Below are 20,748 nucleotides of genomic sequence, written 5' to 3' on the forward strand. Positions count from 1 at the left end.
AAAAACCACACCTTTTTTAACGGAATACGCTACTCACCAGGGAGTATAGCGACTTTTTGGCGCAGAATCTGCCCGCCTTCCCCTTGATTTACATCAACTTCCTGTCTGCTTAAAACCCTGATCTTTGTAGCATCTTTTAAGAATCAGAGGTGTCTATGAGTCACTCAACTACCCCCGAAAGGGATTCTGGCCCGGTTATTACGGAGTGGCGCCCGGAAGATCCGGCGTTCTGGCAACAGCGCGGCCAACGTATAGCCAGTCGTAATCTATGGATTTCGGTTCCCTGTCTGCTGCTGGCGTTCTGCGTCTGGATGTTGTTCAGTGCCGTCGCGGTTAACCTGCCCAAAGTGGGGTTCAAATTTACCACCGACCAGCTGTTTATGTTAACGGCGCTACCGGCGCTCTCCGGTGCGTTGCTGCGTGTGCCTTATGCCTTTATGGTGCCGCTTTTCGGCGGTCGCCGCTGGACTGCCTTTAGTACCGGGATCATGATTATTCCGTGCGTATGGCTGGGCTTTGCGGTACAGGATACCTCTACTCCTTTCAGCACCTTTGTGATTATCTCCCTGCTGTGCGGCTTTGCAGGCGCTAACTTTGCCTCCAGCATGGCGAACATCAGCTTCTTCTTCCCGAAACAGAAACAGGGTGGGGCGCTGGGCATCAACGGCGGCCTGGGCAATATGGGCGTGAGCGTGATGCAGTTGATTGCGCCGCTGGCGATCTCCGTCTCTATCTTTGCAGCCTTTGGCGGCGCGGGCGTTGAGCAGGCCGATGGCTCGTACCTGTTCCTGCAAAATGCGGCGTGGATCTGGGTGCCGTTCCTGGTGGTATTTACTCTGGCGGCCTGGTTCGGTATGAACGATCTGGCGGCGTCTAAAGCGTCGTTGAGCGAACAACTGCCGGTGCTGAAGCGCGCCCATCTGTGGATCATGGCGTTGCTTTATCTGGCGACGTTCGGCTCCTTTATCGGCTTCTCTGCCGGGTTTGCAATGCTGTCGAAAACCCAGTTCCCGGACGTGCAGATCCTGCACTATGCCTTCTTCGGCCCGTTCATTGGCGCACTGGCGCGCTCCACCGGGGGGATGATTTCCGACCGTCTGGGCGGCACCCGCGTGACACTGGTGAACTTTGTGGTGATGGCGATCTTCTGTGCCCTGCTGTTTATGACCCTGCCGGTTAACGGCGTGGGCGGTAACTTTGGTGCCTTCTTCGCAGTGTTCATGGTCCTGTTCCTGACCGCCGGACTGGGTAGTGCCTCGACCTTCCAGATGATTTCCGTCATCTTCCGTAAGCTGACGATGGATCGCGTAAAAGCGCAGGGCGGCAACGAACAGCAGGCGATGCGTGAAGCGGCCACCGACACCGCAGCCGCGCTGGGCTTTATCTCTGCGATTGGCGCAATCGGTGGGTTCTTTATTCCTAAAGCCTTTGGCATCTCTCTGGATCTGACCGGTTCACCGGCGGGCGCCATGAAAGTGTTCCTCGTTTTCTATATCGTCTGCGTGTTTGTCACCTGGCTGGTATACGGACGCAATTCTAATAAAAAGTAAGTAAGTTGATTATCCGTTTGCGCGGCCTGGTGCCGCGCTTTTTTTAGGTCGCATTTAGTTACAACATACTGATGGTGGTTACTGCATCTATCATGGTCGCCACTGTGATCGCCATCGCTGAACAGGATGTTCTACCCCTTAATACCACTGCGCCTGTCTGCTTCGCGCTCTTTTGTAGGATAAATAAAAAATAACGATATATAACAGGTGGTTGCGATGAATATGCTTGTACCGCTTTAGAGGTAGACAAGGATTAGCCTCCTTTTACATCCCCCGTTCCACTTGATCGTTATCAATTCCCACCATCTTTCATAGCGTTACCTTCGCTGCAAATCAGCAATGTCGATTTAGAGAGCCACAGGCTCCACACAGGAGATACCCGATGAGCAAATTTTTGGACCGGTTTCGCTACTTCAAACAGAAGGGCGAGACTTTTGCCGATGGGCACGGCCAGGTTCTGGAAACCAACCGGGACTGGGAAGACGGTTACCGTCAGCGCTGGCAGCATGACAAAGTTGTCCGTTCCACCCACGGCGTAAACTGCACCGGCTCATGCAGCTGGAAGATTTTCGTGAAAAACGGTCTGGTGACCTGGGAAATGCAGCAGACTGACTACCCGCGCACCCGCCCGGATATGCCGAACCATGAACCGCGCGGCTGTCCGCGTGGCGCCAGCTACTCCTGGTATCTCTACAGCGCCAACCGTCTGAAATATCCGCTGATGCGTAAACGCCTGATGAAAATGTGGCGTGAAGCGAAAGTGCAGCACAGCGATCCGGTTGATGCCTGGGCATCCATTATCGAAGACGCCGACAAAGCGAAAAGCTTCAAGCAGGCTCGCGGTCGTGGCGGCTTTGTACGCTCCTCCTGGCAGGAAGTGAACGAGCTGATTGCTGCCTCTAACGTCTATACCGTCAAAACCTACGGCCCGGACCGTGTCGCGGGCTTCTCGCCAATCCCGGCGATGTCGATGGTCTCCTATGCTTCTGGCGCGCGTTACCTTTCCTTGATCGGCGGCACCTGCCTGAGCTTCTACGACTGGTATTGCGATCTGCCGCCAGCGTCTCCGCAGACCTGGGGTGAGCAGACCGATGTGCCTGAATCCGCTGACTGGTACAACTCCAGCTACATCATCGCCTGGGGTTCTAACGTTCCACAGACCCGTACCCCGGACGCCCACTTCTTTACCGAAGTGCGTTACAAAGGCACCAAAACCGTTGCCGTGACCCCGGACTACGCTGAAATCGCCAAACTGTGCGACCTGTGGCTGGCACCGAAGCAGGGTACAGATGCCGCGATGGCGCTGGCGATGGGCCACGTAATGCTGCGTGAATTCCACCTCGATAAGCCAAGCCAGTACTTCACTGATTACGTGCGCAAATATACCGACATGCCGATGCTGGTCATGCTGGAAGAGCGCGACGGTTACTACGCCGCTGGCCGTATGCTGCGTGCCGCCGACCTGGTGGATGCGCTGGGCCAGGAAAACAACCCGGAATGGAAAACCGTTGCCTGTAACAGCAACGGCGAGCTGGTGGCGCCTAACGGTTCTATCGGTTTCCGCTGGGGTGAAAAAGGTAAATGGAACCTTGAACAGCGTGATGGTACGACAGGCGTTGAGACCGAACTGCGCCTGAGCATGCTGGGCAGCCAGGATGAGATCGCCGATGTTGGCTTCCCTTATTTTGGCGGTGAAGGCTCTGAGCACTTCAACAAGGTCCAACTGCAAAACGTCCTGATGCACAAACTGCCGGCAAAACGCCTGCAGCTGGCGGATGGTTCCACCGCGCTGGTGACCACTGTTTACGACCTGACTTTGGCCAACTACGGCCTGGAGCGCGGTCTGAACGATGAAAACTGTGCGACGCACTATGACGACGTGAAAGCCTACACCCCGGCCTGGGCAGAGCAGATCACCGGCGTACCGCGGGCGCAGATCATCCGTACCGCACGTGAGTTTGCCGATAACGCGGATAAAACTCACGGTCGTTCGATGATCATCGTGGGTGCCGGTCTGAACCACTGGTATCACCTCGATATGAACTATCGTGGGCTGATCAACATGCTGATCTTCTGCGGCTGCGTCGGTCAGAGCGGCGGCGGCTGGGCGCACTATGTCGGCCAGGAAAAACTGCGTCCCCAGACTGGCTGGCAGCCGCTGGCGTTTGCCCTTGACTGGCAGCGTCCGGCACGTCACATGAACAGCACCTCCTACTTCTATAACCACTCCAGTCAATGGCGTTACGAGACGGTCACCGCGCAGGAGTTGCTGTCGCCGATGGCAGATAAATCCCGCTACAGCGGCCACCTGATCGACTTCAACGTGCGTGCAGAGCGCATGGGCTGGCTGCCGTCTGCACCACAGCTGGGAACCAACCCGCTGCGCATCGCAGAAGAGGCGAAGAAAGCAGGCATGACGCCGGTTGATTACACCGTCAAATCCCTGAAAGAAGGCTCGATTCGTTTCGCGGCGGAACAGCCGGAAAACGGTAAAAACCACCCGCGTAACCTCTTCATCTGGCGTTCCAACCTGCTCGGCTCGTCCGGTAAAGGCCACGAGTACATGCTCAAGTATCTGCTGGGCACTGAAAACGGTATCCAGGGCAAAGATCTTGGCAAGCAGGGTGGCGTGAAGCCAGAAGAGGTGGAGTGGAAAGATAACGGTCTGGACGGCAAGCTGGATCTGGTGGTGACCCTGGACTTCCGTCTGTCCAGCACCTGCCTGTACTCCGATATCGTGCTGCCTACCGCCACCTGGTATGAAAAAGACGACATGAATACCTCGGATATGCATCCGTTTATTCATCCGCTCTCAGCCGCCGTTGACCCGGCATGGGAATCCAAAAGCGACTGGGATATCTACAAAGATATCGCGAAGAAATTCTCCGAAGTCTGTGTAGGACATCTGGGCAAAGAGACCGACGTGGTGACGCTGCCAATCCAGCACGACTCCGCCGCTGAACTGGCCCAGCCGCTGGACGTGAAGGACTGGAAAAAAGGCGAATGCGACCTGATCCCGGGCGTGACCGCACCGCACATCATCCCGGTTGAACGCGATTACCCGGCAACCTATGAGCGCTTTACCTCTATCGGCCCGCTGATGGAGAAGATCGGTAACGGTGGTAAAGGCATTGCGTGGAACACCCAGAGCGAAATGGATCTGCTGCGTAAGCTCAATTACACCAAAGCAGACGGCCCGGCCAAAGGCCAGCCAATGCTGAACACGGCGATTGATGCGGCAGAGATGATCCTTACCCTGGCACCGGAAACCAACGGTCAGGTGTCGGTGAAAGCCTGGGCAGCGCTGAGTGAATTTACCGGTCGTGACCATACGCATCTGGCACTGAATAAAGAAGACGAGAAGATCCGCTTCCGCGATATTCAGGCCCAGCCGCGCAAAATTATCTCCAGCCCGACCTGGTCAGGACTTGAAGATGAGCATGTGTCTTACAACGCCGGCTACACCAACGTTCATGAGCTGATCCCATGGCGTACCCTGACTGGCCGTCAGTCGCTGTACCAGGATCATCAGTGGATGCGTGATTTCGGTGAAAGCCTGCTGGTTTATCGTCCACCTATCGATACCCGTTCGGTGAAAGCCGTGATGGGCAAGAAATCTAACGGTAACCCGGAGAAGGCGCTGAACTTCCTGACGCCGCACCAGAAGTGGGGTATTCACTCGACCTACAGCGACAACCTGCTGATGCTGACCCTGTCGCGCGGCGGCCCGATTGTCTGGATGAGCGAGGCAGATGCCAAAGATCTGGGGATTGAAGATAACGACTGGATCGAAGTGTTCAACAGCAACGGGGCGCTCACCGCTCGTGCAGTAGTGAGCCAGCGTGTGCCTGCCGGGATGACCATGATGTACCACGCGCAGGAACGTATCGTGAACCTGCCGGGTTCAGAAATCACCGAGCAGCGCGGCGGGATCCACAACTCCGTGACCCGTATTACGCCGAAACCGACCCATATGATTGGCGGCTATGCGCAGCTGGCCTACGGCTTTAACTACTACGGCACCGTAGGATCGAACCGCGATGAGTTCGTGGTGGTACGTAAGATGAAGAATATTAACTGGTTAGACGGCGAAGGTAATGACCAGGTACAGGAGAGCGTAAAATGAAAATTCGTTCACAAGTCGGCATGGTGCTGAATCTGGATAAATGCATCGGCTGTCACACCTGCTCAGTCACCTGTAAAAACGTCTGGACCAGCCGCGAAGGTATGGAATACGCCTGGTTCAACAACGTGGAAAGCAAGCCGGGTACCGGCTTCCCCACCGACTGGGAAAACCAGGAGAAGTGGAAGGGCGGCTGGATCCGTAAAATCAACGGTAAACTGCAGCCACGCATGGGTAACCGCGCGCTGCTGCTGGGTAAAATCTTTGCTAACCCGCATCTGCCGGGCATCGATGATTACTACGAGCCGTTTGATTTTGATTATCAGAACCTGCATAACGCGCCGGAAAGCAAACACCAGCCGATCGCCCGCCCACGCTCGCTGATCACTGGCCAGCGCATGGACAAGATCACCAGCGGGCCAAACTGGGAAGAGATTCTGGGGGGCGAGTTCGAAAAACGCGCCAAAGACCAGAACTTCGAAAACATGCAGAAGGCGATGTACGGCCAGTTCGAAAACACCTTCATGATGTATCTGCCGCGCCTGTGCGAACACTGCCTTAACCCGGCCTGTGTCGCCACCTGCCCGAGCGGCGCCATCTATAAGCGTGAAGAAGACGGCATCGTACTGATCGACCAGGATAAGTGCCGCGGCTGGCGTATGTGCATCACCGGCTGCCCGTACAAAAAAATCTACTTCAACTGGAAGAGCGGTAAGTCCGAGAAGTGCATCTTCTGCTATCCGCGTATCGAAGCCGGGATGCCAACCGTCTGCTCCGAAAGTTGCGTAGGGCGTATCCGTTACCTGGGTGTGCTGCTGTATGACGCAGACGCCATTGAGAACGCGGCAAGCACCGAGCATGAGAAAGATCTCTATCAGCGTCAGCTGGACGTATTCCTCGATCCGAACGATCCGAAAGTGATCGCTCAGGCGCTGGCAGACGGCATTCCGCAGAGCGTAATCGACGCGGCGCAGCAGTCTCCGGTGTACAAAATGGCGATGGACTGGAAGCTGGCCCTGCCGCTGCACCCGGAATACCGTACCCTGCCAATGGTCTGGTACGTGCCGCCGCTGTCACCGATTCAGTCTGCGGCGGATGCGGGCGAGCTGGGTAGCAACGGTATTCTGCCGGATGTCGAAAGCCTGCGTATCCCTGTGCAGTATCTGGCGAACCTGCTGACCGCAGGTGACACCCAGCCGGTCCTCCTGGCCCTGAAACGTATGCTGGCCATGCGCCACTTCAAACGTGCGGAGACCGTTGACGGCGTCATCGATACCCGCGCGCTGGAAGAGGTGGGCTTAAGCGAAGCGCAGGCCCAGGAGATGTATCGTTATCTGGCCATTGCTAACTACGAAGATCGTTTCGTGGTGCCAAGCAGCCATCGTGAACTGGCCCGTGAAGCCTTCCCGGAAAAAAGCGGGTGTGGCTTTACCTTCGGCGACGGTTGCCACGGTTCAGACAACAAATTCAACCTGTTCAACAGCCGCCGCATTGATGCGATGGATGTGACCAGCAAAACGGAGCCGCACCAATGATTGAACTTGTCATTGTTTCGCGTCTGCTCGAGTATCCGGATGCTGCGCTTGCGCAGCATCAACAGGAACTCTTCGATGCACTCGCGTCATCGGAAAACCTGGAGAAAGAGGATGCCCAGACCCTGGGCGTTTTCCTGCGCGATCTGTTGGCGCGTGATCTGCTGGATGCCCAGTCTGACTACAGCCAGCTGTTTGACCGCGGCCGCGCCACCTCGCTGCTGCTGTTTGAACACGTGCACGGCGAATCCCGCGATCGCGGTCAGGCGATGGTCGACCTGATGTCACAGTATGAGCAGCATGGTATGCAGCTCGACAGCCGCGAGCTGCCCGATCACCTGCCGCTGTACCTTGAGTATCTGGCGCAACTGCCGAAAGAGGAGGCGCTCGGCGGATTGCAGGATATCGCGCCAATCCTGGCGTTGCTGGGAGCACGTCTGCAACAGCGTGAAAGCCGCTACGCCGTGCTGTTCGATCTGCTGGTGAAGCTGGCAAACGCCTCGGTCGACAGTGAAAAAGTGGCGGAGAAAATCGCGGATGAAGCCCGGGATGATACTCCCCAGGCCCTGGATGCAGTCTGGGAAGAGGAGCAGGTGAAGTTCTTTGCTGACCAGAGCTGCGGCGAGTCGGAAATCTCCGCTCACCAGCGTCGTTTTGCCGGTGCCGTTGCCCCGCAATATTTGAATATCTCTAACGGAGGACAGCAATAATGCACTTCCTGAATATGTTCTTCTTCGATATCTATCCGTATATTGCGGGTTCGGTATTTCTGATTGGTAGCTGGCTGCGTTACGACTACGGTCAGTACACCTGGCGTGCCGCCTCCAGCCAGATGCTGGATCGCAAAGGGATGAACATGGCATCGAACCTGTTCCACATCGGGATCCTGGGTATCTTTGCCGGTCACTTCCTCGGGATGCTGACGCCGCACTGGATGTATGAATCCTTCCTGCCGATGGACGTAAAACAGAAGATGGCGATGATTGCCGGGGGGGCCTGCGGCGTGATGACCCTGGTGGGTGGCCTGATGCTGCTGAAGCGTCGTCTGTTCAGCCCGCGTGTGCGGGCCACCACCACCGGGGCAGACATTCTGATCCTCTCCCTGCTGATGGTGCAGTGCGCGCTGGGCTTGCTGACCATTCCATTCTCTGCGCAACACATGGATGGCAGCGAAATGCTGAAGCTGGTGGGTTGGGCGCAATCCGTGGTGACCTTCCACGGCGGTGCGTCTGAACATCTGGACGGTGTGGCCTTTATCTTCCGCGTACACCTGGTGCTGGGTATGACGCTGTTCCTGCTGTTCCCGTTCTCCCGTCTGGTGCACATCTGGAGCGCGCCGGTGGAGTACCTGACGCGCAGATATCAGATCGTGCGTGCCCGTCGCTAATCCGCTGTTTTAATCTGAACCCCGCTCTGGCGGGGTTTTTTTTCGCCCCAGCCGAGATTATTTCCCGCTGCCGCCAGCAGAATTAACGCCCCGCCAGCTAACTGGGTGAAGCTCAGCGCGTGGTTAAACACCAGATTATCGACAATCAGCGCGACAACCGGATAGATAAACGACAGCGATCCGATAATGGGGGTAGGGAGCTTCTGAATGGCGCTATAAAGCAGTTGGTACATGACTCCGGTGTGGACAATGCCCAGCGTCAATAAAATCCCCCACGGGAAATCGGTCGAGAAGGCTGGCATCTGCGCCAGCGGCAGGAGCATCACCACGCCAGTCAGGACCTGAATAAAGGCAATGTGCTGTGGCGCGATGGTCTTTAATTTTCGGGTGATAATGGCGGTGAGGGCGTAAAAGAAAGCTGCGGCCAGCGCCAGGCCGATACCTGCCAGCCATCCGGCTTCATGTCCGCCAGTCAGTTCGCTGGAGAGCAGAATAACGACGCCGCCAAAGGCGAGAAGTAACCAGCCCCATTTCACCAGGCTCACCCGTTCACCCAGCAACATGCCCATCAGTACCAGCATAAAGGGCTGGGTGTTATAGACCACCGTAGACAGACCGATTGAGATACGTTCGAAGGCGGCAAACAGCAGCAGCCAGTTAACCACCAGCGCGACGCCGCCGAGAACAGCGAGACCCAGTGTGACTTTGGTTAACGGGCTAAAAGGGTGCTTACTGAATCGAATAAAGAGAAACAGTGCAATGGCGCCGATGAGACAGCGCCAGAATACCACTTCTGTTACCGGCAAGCCTGAAAGCAAAACAAACGCGCCGATGGAACCGGAGATAAGCATCGCCAGGCTCATTTGCCAGACGCCCTGTTGAATTTCACGCATCGTACACCTCCTGATTAATGCTTTTATTGTTGAAAAAAAGCGTGCGGTTTAACAGCGCTGAATTAAGGTGGTAGGGGTGATTTGCTTTTATAATTAGGTGAATGTTATGGATTACCTTATCGATGAGATCGACCGCCAGATTCTGGCCTGCCTGGTGGAGGACGCGCGGATGTCGCTGAAGGTGCTGAGCGGGCGGGTTGGGCTGACTTCACCCAGTACGGCAGAGCGGCTTAAAAGGCTGGAAGAGCGGGGCGTCATCCAGGGATATGGCGCCCGGGTGAACCTGGCGGCGTTAGGGTATACCCTGCAGGCGATGGTGCGCGTGCGGCCATTGCCGGGGTTATTACATAAGGTAGATAACTATATCCAGGCGATGCCGGAGTGCATAGAAAGTGACAAAGTGACCGGCGAGGACTGTTTTGTCATCAGACTGGTGGTGCGCTCGATAGAGCAGCTGGATACATTGCTGGATGGACTGGCAGAACATGCCCAGTGTAATACCTCGATTGTGAAGAGCTCCCCGGTCACGCGTCGGCTGCCGCCGTTGTAGGGATTTACCGGGGTGCAGCTATCATGCCGGGTGACGGCGTTGCCTGACGTGGCAAGCGACCAGGGTGCGATTATTTTGTAACTGTTGTGAGGTGGAGCGAATATGGAGTTTAAAGCAATCTGGAAGTGATGGTAGTGGGGGAAGGATAATTCGTCGCTTCGCTCCTCACCCTTCGGGTCGTTGCCTGCGGCAACGCTTTCTCGCTACGCTCGAATCGAACCTTCTCATCCTTCCCTGCATTGGAAGAGTATGAGGCATGGTGCAAACAGGAAGTTTATAGCAATCAGGAAGTGATGGTGGTGGGGGAGGGATAATTCGTCGCTTCGCTCCTCACCCTTCGGGTCGTTGCCTGCGGTAACGCTTTCTCGCTACGCTCGAATCGAACCTTAGTCGAAGATTCTCATCCTTCCCTGCATTGGAGGATGTATGAGGCATGGTGCGAACAGGAAGTTTATAGCAATCAGGAAGTGATGGTGGTGGGGGAAGGATAATTCGTCGCTTTGCTCCTCACCCTTCGGGTCGTTGCCTGCGGCAACGCTTTCTCGCTACGCTCGAATCGAACCTTAGTCGAAGCTTCTCATCCTTCCCTGCATCGGAAGATGTATGAGGCATGGTACGAACAGGAAATCTTGATTAATCTGGAAGTGATGGTGGTGGGGGAAGGATTCGAACCTTCGAAGTCGATGACGGCAGATTTACAGTCTGCTCCCTTTGGCCGCTCGGGAACCCCACCAGGGGTAATTCATATTTTGAGGTATTACTGGAGATGGTGGTGGGGGAAGGATTATTCGTCACTTCGTTCCTCACCTTTCGGGCCGTTGCCTTTGGCAACGTTGTCTCGCTTACGCTCGACTCGAACCTTAATCGAAGGTTCTCACCCTTCCCGATAAGTGCAAACTTTGCTACATCTCATCGGTGTTACCACATCGCTGTGGTGAATAATGGTGGTGGGGGAAGGATTCGAACCTTCGAAGTCGATGACGGCAGATTTACAGTCTGCTCCCTTTGGCCGCTCGGGAACCCCACCACGGGGTAATGCTTTTACTGGCCTGCTTCCTTGCGGGAAGCGGGGCGCATCATATCAAATGACACGCCCCTGTAAAGACTTCCTTTGCTAAATTGAATCGTTTGCCTGCTTTTTACGCACAAAGACGTAAAGCTAATCAATTCATTTTATAAAGGATTAAAGAATAATCGTTCTGTTACCGTAGACAAAGACACGCTGCGCCAGCACCTGATACAGCGCACGGCTTAAGACATTTTTTTCAACGTCGCGCCCGGCACGCATCATATCTTCTGCCGTGTAGGTGTGATCGACATGAATCACGTCCTGCATGATGATCGGACCTTCATCCAGGTTGTCATTCACGTAGTGGGCCGTAGCACCGATGATCTTTACGCCGCGCTCGTAAGCCTGGTGATAAGGGCGCGCGCCGATGAAAGCCGGCAGGAACGAGTGGTGGATATTGATGATCTTGTTCGGGAACCGGGCCACGAAGGATGGCGTCAGGACACGCATGTATTTCGCCAGCACCACGTAATCCGGGTTATGCGCTTCGATGGCCTGCGCCATTAAATTGTCATGCTCTTCGCGGGTATGCCCTTCGTGGCTGACCAGCTCAAACGGAATATCAAAGCGCTCGACCAGGGTGCGCAGCGTCTCATGATTGCCGATGACCGCGGCGATCTCCACATCCAGACCGCCGTAGTTAGCTTTCATCAGCAGATCGCCAAGGCAGTGCGCCTCTTTGGTGACCAGGATTACCACCCGGCGACGACCGGCTGGGGTCAGCTCACGCACAGATCCTTCTGGCAGCGCGCCGTCCAGATCGGCCAGTAGCGTCGCGTCGTTGAAAATGCCTTCCAGCTCGGTACGCATAAAGAAGCGACCGGTACGGTGATCAACAAACTCGTTGTTCTGCACGATGTTCAGTTCATGCTTATAGCAAATATTGGTAATACGGGCGATCAGCCCTTTCTGGTCGGGACAAATGGTGCGCAGCACTTTGCGTTGTGTTGATTGCATTGCCGGAAAATCCTTTGCGTGTTTGCTGAAAAGGTGTCGTCAGGCCTTATTGCCCGCAACACTTTTTAAATTTTTTACCCGAACCACAGGGGCAGGGGTCATTACGACCGAACTGTGGACGCGTACCGTCAATATAGTACCACCGTCCACCCTCCTTTAAGAAACGTGAGCGTTCGATGATGGCACCTGCCTTACCATGCTCGGTAAAACGGGCAACAAAACTGACGAACCCTTCGTTCTCATCCTTACCCGTTGCCGTTTCGTATTGAGTCAGGCCGGACCACTGCGTATTCGCAAAGCCGGACTCGATCTCCTGACGAAAATCAGTAGCATGGCAGGAGGGATGCCAGGTCTTAACCAGGTAGTCTGCGTCCCGCATCACAAAAGCGGCATAACGGGACCGCATAAGTGAGGCCGGGTCCGGTGCAACCTGTTCTCCAGTAAGATATCGCTGGCAACATAGGCTATACTCCAGAGCGCTACCGCAGGGACAGAGTTGTGACACAATGCTCTTCCTGAAATTAAAAATGAATGGCGCGTAACGCCAGGGTAGCACTATGTTAACTGAGCGGTTGCAATGACGCTATGCCAGGAATCCAGGGGACATTAAACAGGGCTAATGAGAAAAGTAAAAATCGGACTGGCGTTGGGCTCAGGAGCAGCCCGGGGCTGGTCGCATATTGGTGTGATCAATGCCTTACAACGTTTAGGTATCGAAATAGATCTTGTCGCAGGCTGCTCAATAGGTTCTCTGGTAGGGGCCGCCTATTCGTGTGGCAAACTCCCCGAGCTGGAAACCTGGGTACGATCCTTTAGCTACTGGGACGTCCTTCGCCTGATGGACCTCTCCTGGCAACGTGGCGGATTATTACGCGGTGAACGCGTCTTTAACCGTTTTCGCCAGGTAATGCCGCTGACCGAATTCTCCAGCTGCCTGATGCCTTTCGGTGCGGTCGCAACCAACCTCAGCACCGGCCGGGAAATCTGGTTCACCGAAGGCGATATCCATCTTGCCGTTCGTGCCTCCTGTAGTATGCCGGGTCTGATGGCACCGGTTCCGCACAATGGCTACTGGCTGGTGGACGGCGGTGTTGTGAATCCTGTTCCAATTTCTCTGACCCGCGCCATGGGGGCCGATATCGTGATTGCGGTCGATCTCCAGCATGATGCGCATCTGATGCAGCAGGACCTGATGCCGGTAAATACCCAAACGGATGACGGCGCACTCGACGATCTCGCGTGGCATGAGCGCTTGCGTGGACGCCTGAGCAGGGCGGCGACACGTAAACGGGTTGCCGCACCCACCGCGATGGAAATTATGACGACATCGATTCAGGTGCTGGAAAATCGCCTGAAACGCAATCGAATGGCGGGCGACCCGCCAGATATATTGATTCAACCTTTTTGTCCACAAATTTCAACACTTGATTTCCATCGTGCTGAAGCGGCAATAGCTGCTGGCGCGCAGGCAGTCGAAAAGAAAATGGATGAATTATTACCTTTGGTGCGGGCTTCTGCCTGAGCACGCTTTTTTTGATTACTTCAGCAAAATCTGACAGGCGATAGTACCGATAGCATGCCACTATTGATCTATTGTCAGCGCCGGGAGAAACCATGACACAGCCATTAGCCGGGAAACAAATTCTTATAGTTGAAGACGAGCCTGTTTTCCGCTCACTACTGGATTCGTGGCTTTCATCACTGGGAGCAACTACAGCACTCGCAGGGGATGGAGTCGACGCTCTGGAAAAAATGGCAGGGCTTAAGCCCGATCTAATGATTTGCGATATCGCTATGCCGCGTATGAACGGCCTGAAGCTGGTGGAGCATGTCCGTAATACGGGAAACCAGATCCCAATCCTCGTCATTTCTGCGACCGAAAATATGGCGGACATCGCGAAAGCGTTGCGTCTGGGCGTGCAGGATGTCCTGCTCAAGCCGGTGAAGGATCTTAACCGCCTGCGTGAAACTGTCCTCGCATGCCTGTACCCCAATATGTTTAATTCGCGGGTAGAAGAAGAAGAGCGACTTTTTCAGGACTGGGATGCACTGGTTAATAACCCAACGGCGGCGGCAAAGCTTTTACAGGAGCTGCAACCGCCGGTGCAACAGAACATCTCCGGGTGCAAAGTTAATTACCGTCAGTTGATGGCCGCCGATCAACCAGGCCTGGTGCTGGATATCGCCCCACTCTCTGATAACGACCTGGCGTTTTATTGTCTGGACGTTACCCGTGCGGGGGATAATGGCGTGCTGGCGGCGTTATTATTACGCGCTCTGTTTAATGGCTTGCTCCAGGAACAACTTTCTCATCAGGGACAACGCCTGCCAGAGTTAGGGAGTTTACTTAAACAGGTAAACCAGCTGCTGCGTCAGGCAAGTTTGCCCGGGCAATTTCCGTTACTGGTTGGTTATTACCACAGCGGCCTGAAAAATTTGATTTTGGTCTCTGCCGGACTGAATGCCACGCTTAATACTGGCGAACATCATATTCAGGTGAGTAACGGCGTTCCGTTAGGAACGTTAGGCAATACGTATCTCAACCAAATAAGCCACCGCTGCACCTCATGGCAATGCCAAATTTGGGGGACGGGAGGTCGGTTGCGCTTAATGTTGTCCACGGAATAATCAGTTGCGATTTAAACGGTAGATAGCTTTACCGCCGTTTCAGCGGCAATGCTACTATCGGTGTACGTTTTCTTCGTATTTATCCTAATTAAGCGGTAGCGCGTCCTTTTCAGACCCGGACCTCAACTTCTGGCTGATATACTGAACGCGTTATTAATGCAGACTAAAGTTCAAAACATGAACAGTACAGGAGAGTTTCAATGGCTGCCGTAAATTCGAAAGTGACAAAGGCCGTTATCCCGGTTGCCGGGTTGGGGACCAGGATGTTGCCAGCAACGAAGGCAATTCCAAAAGAGATGCTGCCACTCGTTGATAAGCCATTAATCCAGTATGTGGTCAACGAATGTATTGCCGCTGGCATTACTGAAATTGTGCTGGTAACGCATTCATCCAAAAACTCTATCGAAAACCATTTCGATACCAGTTTTGAACTCGAAGCCATGCTGGAAAAACGTGTTAAGCGTCAGCTTCTGCAAGAAGTACAGTCTATTTGCCCACCGCACGTCACTATTATGCAGGTTCGTCAGGGTCTGGCAAAAGGTCTTGGCCATGCAGTGCTGTGTGCCCATCCGGTTGTTGGTAACGAGCCAGTGGCGGTTATTTTACCGGACGTTATTCTCGACGAATTCGAATCCGATTTGTCCCAGGATAACCTGGCAGAAATGATTAAACGTTTCGACGAAACGGGCAGCAGCCAGATCATGGTTGAGCCGGTTGAAGATGTGACCGCTTACGGCGTGGTTGATTGCAAAGGCGTGGACATGAAGCCGGGCGACAGCGTGCCAATGGTAGGCGTAGTTGAGAAGCCAAAAGCCGATGTAGCGCCGTCTAATCTCGCTGTAGTAGGGCGTTATGTCCTGAGTGCAGAGATTTGGCCACTGCTGGCGAAAACACCTCCAGGTGCTGGCGATGAAATTCAGCTGACCGATGGCATCGACATGCTGATCGAGAAAGAGACCGTTGAAGCCTACCATATGAAAGGTAAGAGCCATGACTGCGGTAATAAACTCGGTTATATGCAGGCCTTTGTTGAATATGGTATTCGCCACCAGTCTCTGGGTGAGGAATTTAAAGGCTGGCTGCAAGAGACGCTGGGCATTAAAAACTAACCAGGCGCTGATGCGCTAAGCAAAAAACCGGTGATAGCCTGGCTACACCGGTTTTTTTATGCGGCTTTCCAGCCTTAACGCGCGGGAAGAAGCTTATAGAAAGGCTTAACGCTTATATGACAGCATGTAACGGAATGTCACACCGTATAAAATACAGGCATAAAAAATCCCGCATTAAGCGGGATTTTTCGGACAACTGGCTGAATTAATCCTTAATCAGGAAGTCGTCCAGTTGTTTGCCTTGCTCGTCCATGGCTTTTTTGATAACCGCTGGAGTACGGCCCTGGCCGGTCCAGGTTTTAGATTCGCCATTCTCATCGATGTAGCTATATTTAGCCGGACGTGCAGCGCGTTTAGCTTTGGTGCCTGTTTTAGCAGCAGCCATGCTGTTCAGCAATTCGTTTGGATCAATACCATCAGCAATCAGCATTTCACGATATTGCTGCAGTTTACGTGTACGTTCTTCGATTTCAGCTGCTGCGGCGTTTTCTTCTTCACGACGCTCATTAACAACAACTTCTAATTTTTCCAGCATTTCTTCCAGCGTTTCCAGAGTACATTCTCTCGCCTGGGCACGAAGAGTACGGATGTTGTTCAGAATTTTAAGTGCTTCGCTCATTGTAGTAATCTCAAACTTATAATGTGGGGGGTTTGTTGAAGTAATAATAGAGGCATAAATTCATATATGCAATAGGCCAGAATGTAAGGAATTCAAAAAACACCTAATATTTGTCTCTATTATTAATACCGCTAACTTAAATTCTAAGGGTGAAATGAGGACCGCGTTATCAAAAGATGCGTTGTAAACCTGACGGTGAACTCTTTTTTGAGGGGCAATTTTGTTCGCGATTATTCTTACTCCGGATAAATATCAACCTTTTGTATTAGTGTTGAAAAGACAACTGCTCGCTGAAATTGCTAATTATTCCTGCTTCATTTTTGGCCCGGTCACGCCATTAAAATAATAGGATTTTCCTGAACTTACCGTTTTTAATACTGTACTTCAATTCATGCTTTTACACTCTCATCACACCGCCTGGTGTATATCCTGCATGTGATAAAAATGCGTCACATCGCCCGCAAAGCGCGCTACAGCACGGAAGACCAGACAAAATATGGTACAATCGCGCATCGGTAATAATACACAATGATTAGGGTTTAACGGCCAATGGCACAACTGTATTTCTACTACTCAGCAATGAACGCAGGTAAGTCGACTGCATTACTGCAATCCTCGTACAATTACCAGGAGCGCGGTATGCAGACCCTGGTTTACACCGCAGAGATAGATGACCGTTTTGGTAGCGGGAAGGTTAGCTCGCGAATTGGTCTCTCCTCACCGGCCAAGCTATATAACCCGCAAACCAATCTGCTGGAAGAGATCCGCGCAGAGGTTGCCAGACAGCCTGTACATTGTGTTCTGGTGGATGAGAGTCAGTTTTTAACCCGTCAGCAGGTTCATGAGTTATCAGAAGTGGTGGACGAGCTGGATATTCCGGTGCTTTGTTACGGCCTGCGTACTGATTTTCGTGGCGAACTCTTTATTGGCAGCCAGTATTTACTGGCCTGGTCAGATAAACTGGTTGAATTGAAAACCATCTGTTTCTGCGGCCGTAAAGCGAGTATGGTGCTGCGCCTGGATCAGGCTGGTAAACCTTATGCAGAAGGCGAACAGGTGGTGATTGGCGGTAATGAACGCTATGTCTCCGTGTGTCGTAAGCATTATAAAGAGGCGCTGGTTGTAGGCTCCCTGACGGCCATTCAGGATGCCTGCCGTCGTTAACCCCGCTATTTCTGCGCTGTCTGTTCTTTTCTGAATAACAGACATAAAAAACCCGCCGAGGCGGGTTTTTTATTTAACGATTAATTAAGCGCTTTTCTTCGCTTTCTTATCCGCTTTAACTGGCGCGACAACTGCAGGTTGTGCCGCTGGTGCAGCTACGCCTTCAGAGTATTCACGGCCGTAGTAGGTATCCAGCAGGATCTGTTTCAGCTCGGCGATCAGTGGGTAGCGCGGGTTCGCACCAGTACACTGGTCATCAAATGCATCTTCAGACAGCTTGTCTACGTGTGCCAGGAAGTCAGCTTCCTGAACACCAGCTTCGCGAATAGACTTCGGAATACCCAGTTCAGCTTTGATGCTATCCAGCCAGCCCAGCAGCTTCTCGATCTTCGCCGCAGTGCGGTCACCAGGTGCGCTCAGGCCCAGGTGATCAGCGATTTCTGCATAGCGACGACGAGCCTGTGGACGGTCATACTGGCTGAATGCAGTCTGCTTGGTCGGGTTGTCGTTAGCGTTATAACGGATAACGTTAGAGATAAGCAGGGCGTTCGCCAGACCGTGAGGAATGTGGAACTGAGAACCCAGCTTGTGCGCCATGGAGTGACACACACCCAGGAAGGCGTTAGCAAACGCGATACCGGCGATGGTAGCAGCACTGTGCACTCGCTCACGGGCAACCGGGTTCTTAGAGCCTTCGTTATAAGACGCTGGCAGGTTCTCTTTCAGCAGCTTAAGTGCCTGCAGAGCCTGGCCGTCAGAGAACTCAGACGCCAGAACAGAAACGTAAGCTTCCAGGGCGTGAGTTACCGCATCCAGACCACCGAATGCGCAGAGTGATTTCGGCATGTCCATGACCAGGTTGGCATCAACAATCGCCATATCTGGGGTCAGGGCATAGTCTGCCAGTGGGTATTTCTGACCGGTTGCATCGTCGGTTACAACCGCAAACGGCGTTACTTCAGAACCGGTACCGGATGTGGTGGTGACGGCGATCATTTTCGCTTTCACGCCCATTTTCGGGAACTTGTAGATACGTTTACGGATATCCATAAAGCGCAGCGCCAGTTCTTCGAAGTGCGTTTCTGGATGCTCGTACATAACCCACATGATTTTGGCTGCATCCATTGGGGAGCCGCCGCCCAGCGCGATGATCACGTCTGGTTTGAAGGAGTTCGCCAGCTCTGCGCCTTTGCGTACAACAGAAAGGGTTGGGTCAGCTTCAACTTCGAAGAACACTTCAGTTTCCACGCCCGCGGCTTTCAGAACAGAGGTGATCTGGTCTGCGTAGCCGTTGTTGAACAGGAAACGGTCAGTGACGATGAGCGCACGTTTGTGGCCATCAGTAATCACTTCATCCAGCGCGATTGGCAGAGAGCCACGACGGAAGTAGATAGATTTCGGAAGTTTATGCCACAACATGTTTTCAGCTCGCTTAGCAACGGTTTTCTTGTTGATCAGGTGCTTAGGACCAACGTTTTCTGAGATGGAGTTACCACCCCATGAACCACAACCCAGAGTCAGGGAAGGCGCGAGTTTAAAGTTATACAGATCACCGATACCACCCTGAGAAGCAGGGGTGTTGATCAGGATACGTGCAGTTTTCATCATCTGGCCGAAGTGCGCCACACGCTCAGGCTGGTTATCCTGGTCAGTGTACAGGCAGGAGGTATGACCGATACCGCCCATGGCGACCAGTTTCTCCGCTTTAACAACGGCGTCGTCGAAATCTTTGGCGCGGTACATTGCCAGCGTTGGTGACAGTTTTTCGTGAGCAAACGGCTCGCTCTCGTCAACCACTGACACTTCGCCGATCAGGATCTTGGTGCTAGCTGGAACGGTGAAGCCTGCCAGTTCAGCAATTTTGTACGCTGGCTGACCAACGATGGCGGCGTTCAGTGCGCCATTTTTCAGAATGATGTCCTGAACGGCTTTGAGTTCCTGGCCCTGCAGCATGTAGCCGCCGTGGCTGGCGAAACGTTCGCGGACAGCATCGTATACCGAGTCCACAACCACAACGGACTGCTCGGAAGCACAGATAACGCCGTTATCGAAGGTTTTAGACATCAGTACGGATGCCACAGCACGTTTGATATCGGCAGTTTCGTCGATAACTACTGGGGTGTTACCTGCCCCTACGCCGATAGCCGGTTTACCGGAGCTATAAGCAGCTTTAACCATGCCTGGACCACCGGTCGCAAGGATCAGGTTAATGTCAGGATGGTGCATCAGTGCGTTAGACAGCTCCACAGAAGGTTGATCGATCCAGCCGATCAGGTCCTTTGGTGCGCCTGCAGCGATCGCGGCTTGCAGAACGATATCGGCCGCTTTATTGGTCGCATCTTTAGCACGTGGATGTGGAGAGAAAATGATTGCGTTACGCGTCTTCAGGCTGATGAGCGATTTGAAGATAGCAGTAGAAGTTGGGTTGGTTGTTGGAACGATACCGCAGATGATGCCGATTGGCTCAGCGATAGTGATAGTACCGAAAGTGTCATCTTCAGACAGGACGCCACAAGTCTTCTCATCTTTATAGGCGTTGTAGATATACTCTGAAGCAAAGTGGTTTTTAATCACTTTATCTTCAACGATACCCATACCGGATTCGGCAACGGCTAATTTAGCGAGAGGAATTCGAGCATCTGCAGCAGCCAGAGCGGCGGCGCGGAAGATTTTATCAACCTGTTCTTGGGTGAAATTGGCATATTCACGCTGGGCTTTTTTTACGCGCTCTACAAGTGCGTTAAGTTCAGCGACATTAGTAACAGCCATAATGCTCTCCTGATAATGTTAAACTCTTTTAGTAAATCAGCTGCTCGACACGGAAACAGTATAGTCAGCGCCTCTGTCACTTGCTTAACTTACATAAAAACAAGGTGTTAACGTTTTTATCTTACCCCTGATTTACTAAAAGAGCCTCCCATCAGTAGCCTACGTTCAGATACTGAATCTCCGTGGTGGCGTCATCAAGATTACTCACTTCTGAGTACGGAAAACATGATCTGTATCAATTTATCCATAAGCTGATACCTTTCAGCAGGGGTATTTTGGGGCATTGCCAAAGATGTTAAATAATTGCAAAAGCAATTGAACTACAGGTATGCATTTAGTACACAAATATTTTACAGCGTCAAATCACTATAATTTGCAATATTGTCGTGAAGTACATG

General features: G+C 53.1%; 15 protein-coding genes, 2 tRNA genes and 4 other RNA genes. 10 read left to right on the forward strand and 11 right to left on the reverse strand.

The annotated features are described in order from the left end of the window. Nucleotides 1–155: 155 nt before the first annotated feature. From ACF8PE_RS13440 to narI, 5 genes are all read left to right on the forward strand, one after another. Nucleotides 156–1,550 carry a NarK family nitrate/nitrite MFS transporter gene (locus ACF8PE_RS13440; RefSeq protein ID WP_032611300.1) on the forward strand — a complete coding sequence of 465 codons (1,395 nt, stop codon included), beginning with the start codon at nucleotides 156–158 and terminating at the stop codon, nucleotides 1,548–1,550. A gap of 382 nt (nucleotides 1,551–1,932) precedes the next feature. Then, the gene (locus tag ACF8PE_RS13445) at nucleotides 1,933–5,676 is read left to right on the forward strand and encodes a nitrate reductase subunit alpha (RefSeq protein WP_032611299.1); all 3,744 of its coding nucleotides are present in this window, start codon (nucleotides 1,933–1,935) and stop codon (nucleotides 5,674–5,676) included. Beyond that, nucleotides 5,673–7,208, forward strand: a complete 1,536-nt coding sequence (narH, locus tag ACF8PE_RS13450; protein ID WP_032611297.1) for a nitrate reductase subunit beta — start codon at nucleotides 5,673–5,675, stop codon at nucleotides 7,206–7,208. Before ACF8PE_RS13445 ends, narH begins: the two co-directional genes overlap by 4 nt. Next, a complete protein-coding gene (gene narJ, locus ACF8PE_RS13455; RefSeq protein WP_032611295.1) occupies nucleotides 7,205–7,915 on the forward strand; it encodes a nitrate reductase molybdenum cofactor assembly chaperone in 711 nt (236 codons plus the stop codon). The genes narH and narJ overlap by 4 nt, the downstream gene beginning before the upstream one ends. Then, nucleotides 7,915–8,592, forward strand: coding sequence for a respiratory nitrate reductase subunit gamma (gene narI / locus ACF8PE_RS13460; RefSeq protein WP_032611294.1), 678 nt, complete (start codon nucleotides 7,915–7,917; stop codon nucleotides 8,590–8,592). The genes narJ and narI overlap by 1 nt, the downstream gene beginning before the upstream one ends. Here narI and ACF8PE_RS13465 read toward each other — a convergent pair. Continuing rightward, complete coding sequence (locus ACF8PE_RS13465) at nucleotides 8,589–9,485, reverse strand: DMT family transporter (RefSeq protein ID WP_059307698.1); 897 nt, start codon at nucleotides 9,483–9,485, stop codon at nucleotides 8,589–8,591. The two genes, narI and ACF8PE_RS13465, sit on opposite strands and share 4 nt — an antisense overlap. A gap of 106 nt (nucleotides 9,486–9,591) precedes the next feature. Between ACF8PE_RS13465 and ACF8PE_RS13470 the strand changes: the two genes are divergently transcribed. Further along, nucleotides 9,592–10,035 carry an Lrp/AsnC family transcriptional regulator gene (locus tag ACF8PE_RS13470; RefSeq protein WP_144882857.1) on the forward strand — a complete coding sequence of 148 codons (444 nt, stop codon included), beginning with the start codon at nucleotides 9,592–9,594 and terminating at the stop codon, nucleotides 10,033–10,035. A 129-nt stretch (nucleotides 10,036–10,164) separates the two neighbouring features. Here the strand turns inward: ACF8PE_RS13470 and ACF8PE_RS13475 are convergent. The 8 genes from ACF8PE_RS13475 to ACF8PE_RS13510 form a co-directional block, all read right to left on the reverse strand. Further along, nucleotides 10,165–10,284, reverse strand: a non-coding RNA gene (locus ACF8PE_RS13475) — RtT sRNA. A 45-nt stretch (nucleotides 10,285–10,329) separates the two neighbouring features. Then, nucleotides 10,330–10,460, reverse strand: a non-coding RNA gene (locus tag ACF8PE_RS13480) — RtT sRNA. Nucleotides 10,461–10,506: 46 nt separating this feature from the next. Further along, nucleotides 10,507–10,637, reverse strand: a non-coding RNA gene (locus ACF8PE_RS13485) — RtT sRNA. A 46-nt stretch (nucleotides 10,638–10,683) separates the two neighbouring features. Then, nucleotides 10,684–10,768, reverse strand: a tRNA-Tyr gene (locus tag ACF8PE_RS13490). 34 nt (nucleotides 10,769–10,802) lie between these two features. Then, nucleotides 10,803–10,934, reverse strand: a non-coding RNA gene (locus tag ACF8PE_RS13495) — RtT sRNA. A 43-nt stretch (nucleotides 10,935–10,977) separates the two neighbouring features. Beyond that, a tRNA-Tyr gene (locus tag ACF8PE_RS13500) sits at nucleotides 10,978–11,062 on the reverse strand. Between the two features lie 156 nt (nucleotides 11,063–11,218). Continuing rightward, nucleotides 11,219–12,061: a formyltetrahydrofolate deformylase gene (purU, locus tag ACF8PE_RS13505; RefSeq protein ID WP_032611289.1), complete on the reverse strand. Its 843-nt coding sequence runs from the start codon at nucleotides 12,059–12,061 to the stop codon at nucleotides 11,219–11,221. 46 nt (nucleotides 12,062–12,107) lie between these two features. Further along, on the reverse strand, nucleotides 12,108–12,566 hold the full coding sequence (locus ACF8PE_RS13510) for a YchJ family protein (protein ID WP_071886439.1): 459 nt from the start codon (nucleotides 12,564–12,566) through the stop codon (nucleotides 12,108–12,110). 114 nt (nucleotides 12,567–12,680) lie between these two features. Here ACF8PE_RS13510 and rssA point away from each other — a divergent pair, with 114 nt between their 5' ends. From rssA to galU, 3 genes are all read left to right on the forward strand, one after another. After that, nucleotides 12,681–13,583: a patatin-like phospholipase RssA gene (gene rssA, locus ACF8PE_RS13515; RefSeq protein WP_059307700.1), complete on the forward strand. Its 903-nt coding sequence runs from the start codon at nucleotides 12,681–12,683 to the stop codon at nucleotides 13,581–13,583. Between the two features lie 92 nt (nucleotides 13,584–13,675). Further along, the gene (gene rssB, locus ACF8PE_RS13520; protein WP_032611283.1) at nucleotides 13,676–14,689 is read left to right on the forward strand and encodes a two-component system response regulator RssB; all 1,014 of its coding nucleotides are present in this window, start codon (nucleotides 13,676–13,678) and stop codon (nucleotides 14,687–14,689) included. Between the two features lie 200 nt (nucleotides 14,690–14,889). Continuing rightward, the gene (galU, locus tag ACF8PE_RS13525; protein ID WP_059307701.1) at nucleotides 14,890–15,798 is read left to right on the forward strand and encodes a UTP--glucose-1-phosphate uridylyltransferase GalU; all 909 of its coding nucleotides are present in this window, start codon (nucleotides 14,890–14,892) and stop codon (nucleotides 15,796–15,798) included. Between the two features lie 205 nt (nucleotides 15,799–16,003). Here galU and hns read toward each other — a convergent pair whose 3' ends face one another. Continuing rightward, complete coding sequence (gene hns, locus ACF8PE_RS13530; protein ID WP_032611278.1) at nucleotides 16,004–16,417, reverse strand: histone-like nucleoid-structuring protein H-NS; 414 nt, start codon at nucleotides 16,415–16,417, stop codon at nucleotides 16,004–16,006. A gap of 549 nt (nucleotides 16,418–16,966) precedes the next feature. Between hns and tdk the strand changes: the two genes are divergently transcribed. Next, complete coding sequence (gene tdk, locus ACF8PE_RS13535) at nucleotides 16,967–17,581, forward strand: thymidine kinase (protein WP_032611276.1); 615 nt, start codon at nucleotides 16,967–16,969, stop codon at nucleotides 17,579–17,581. 84 nt (nucleotides 17,582–17,665) lie between these two features. On the opposite strand, the gene adhE is transcribed toward tdk, so the two are convergent. After that, on the reverse strand, nucleotides 17,666–20,350 hold the full coding sequence (gene adhE, locus ACF8PE_RS13540) for a bifunctional acetaldehyde-CoA/alcohol dehydrogenase (protein WP_077227831.1): 2,685 nt from the start codon (nucleotides 20,348–20,350) through the stop codon (nucleotides 17,666–17,668). Between the last annotated feature and the right edge of the window lie 398 nt (nucleotides 20,351–20,748).

The sequence above is a fragment of the Leclercia sp. GLN_9 genome, from assembly GCF_043105735.1.
GTDB classification, from domain to species: domain Bacteria; phylum Pseudomonadota; class Gammaproteobacteria; order Enterobacterales; family Enterobacteriaceae; genus Enterobacter; species Enterobacter adecarboxylatus.

Coding starts and splice junctions, on each gene's coding strand:
- ACF8PE_RS13440 (WP_032611300.1), top strand. CDS start 156: ATGAGTCACTCAACTACCCCCGAAAGGGATTCTGGCCCGGTTATTACG.
- ACF8PE_RS13445 (WP_032611299.1), top strand. CDS start 1,933: ATGAGCAAATTTTTGGACCGGTTTCGCTACTTCAAACAGAAGGGCGAG.
- narH (WP_032611297.1), top strand. CDS start 5,673: ATGAAAATTCGTTCACAAGTCGGCATGGTGCTGAATCTGGATAAATGC.
- narJ (WP_032611295.1), top strand. CDS start 7,205: ATGATTGAACTTGTCATTGTTTCGCGTCTGCTCGAGTATCCGGATGCT.
- narI (WP_032611294.1), top strand. CDS start 7,915: ATGCACTTCCTGAATATGTTCTTCTTCGATATCTATCCGTATATTGCG.
- ACF8PE_RS13465 (WP_059307698.1), bottom strand. CDS start 9,485: ATGCGTGAAATTCAACAGGGCGTCTGGCAAATGAGCCTGGCGATGCTT.
- ACF8PE_RS13470 (WP_144882857.1), top strand. CDS start 9,592: ATGGATTACCTTATCGATGAGATCGACCGCCAGATTCTGGCCTGCCTG.
- purU (WP_032611289.1), bottom strand. CDS start 12,061: ATGCAATCAACACAACGCAAAGTGCTGCGCACCATTTGTCCCGACCAG.
- rssA (WP_059307700.1), top strand. CDS start 12,681: ATGAGAAAAGTAAAAATCGGACTGGCGTTGGGCTCAGGAGCAGCCCGG.
- rssB (WP_032611283.1), top strand. CDS start 13,676: ATGACACAGCCATTAGCCGGGAAACAAATTCTTATAGTTGAAGACGAG.
- galU (WP_059307701.1), top strand. CDS start 14,890: ATGGCTGCCGTAAATTCGAAAGTGACAAAGGCCGTTATCCCGGTTGCC.
- hns (WP_032611278.1), bottom strand. CDS start 16,417: ATGAGCGAAGCACTTAAAATTCTGAACAACATCCGTACTCTTCGTGCC.
- tdk (WP_032611276.1), top strand. CDS start 16,967: ATGGCACAACTGTATTTCTACTACTCAGCAATGAACGCAGGTAAGTCG.
- adhE (WP_077227831.1), bottom strand. CDS start 20,350: ATGGCTGTTACTAATGTCGCTGAACTTAACGCACTTGTAGAGCGCGTA.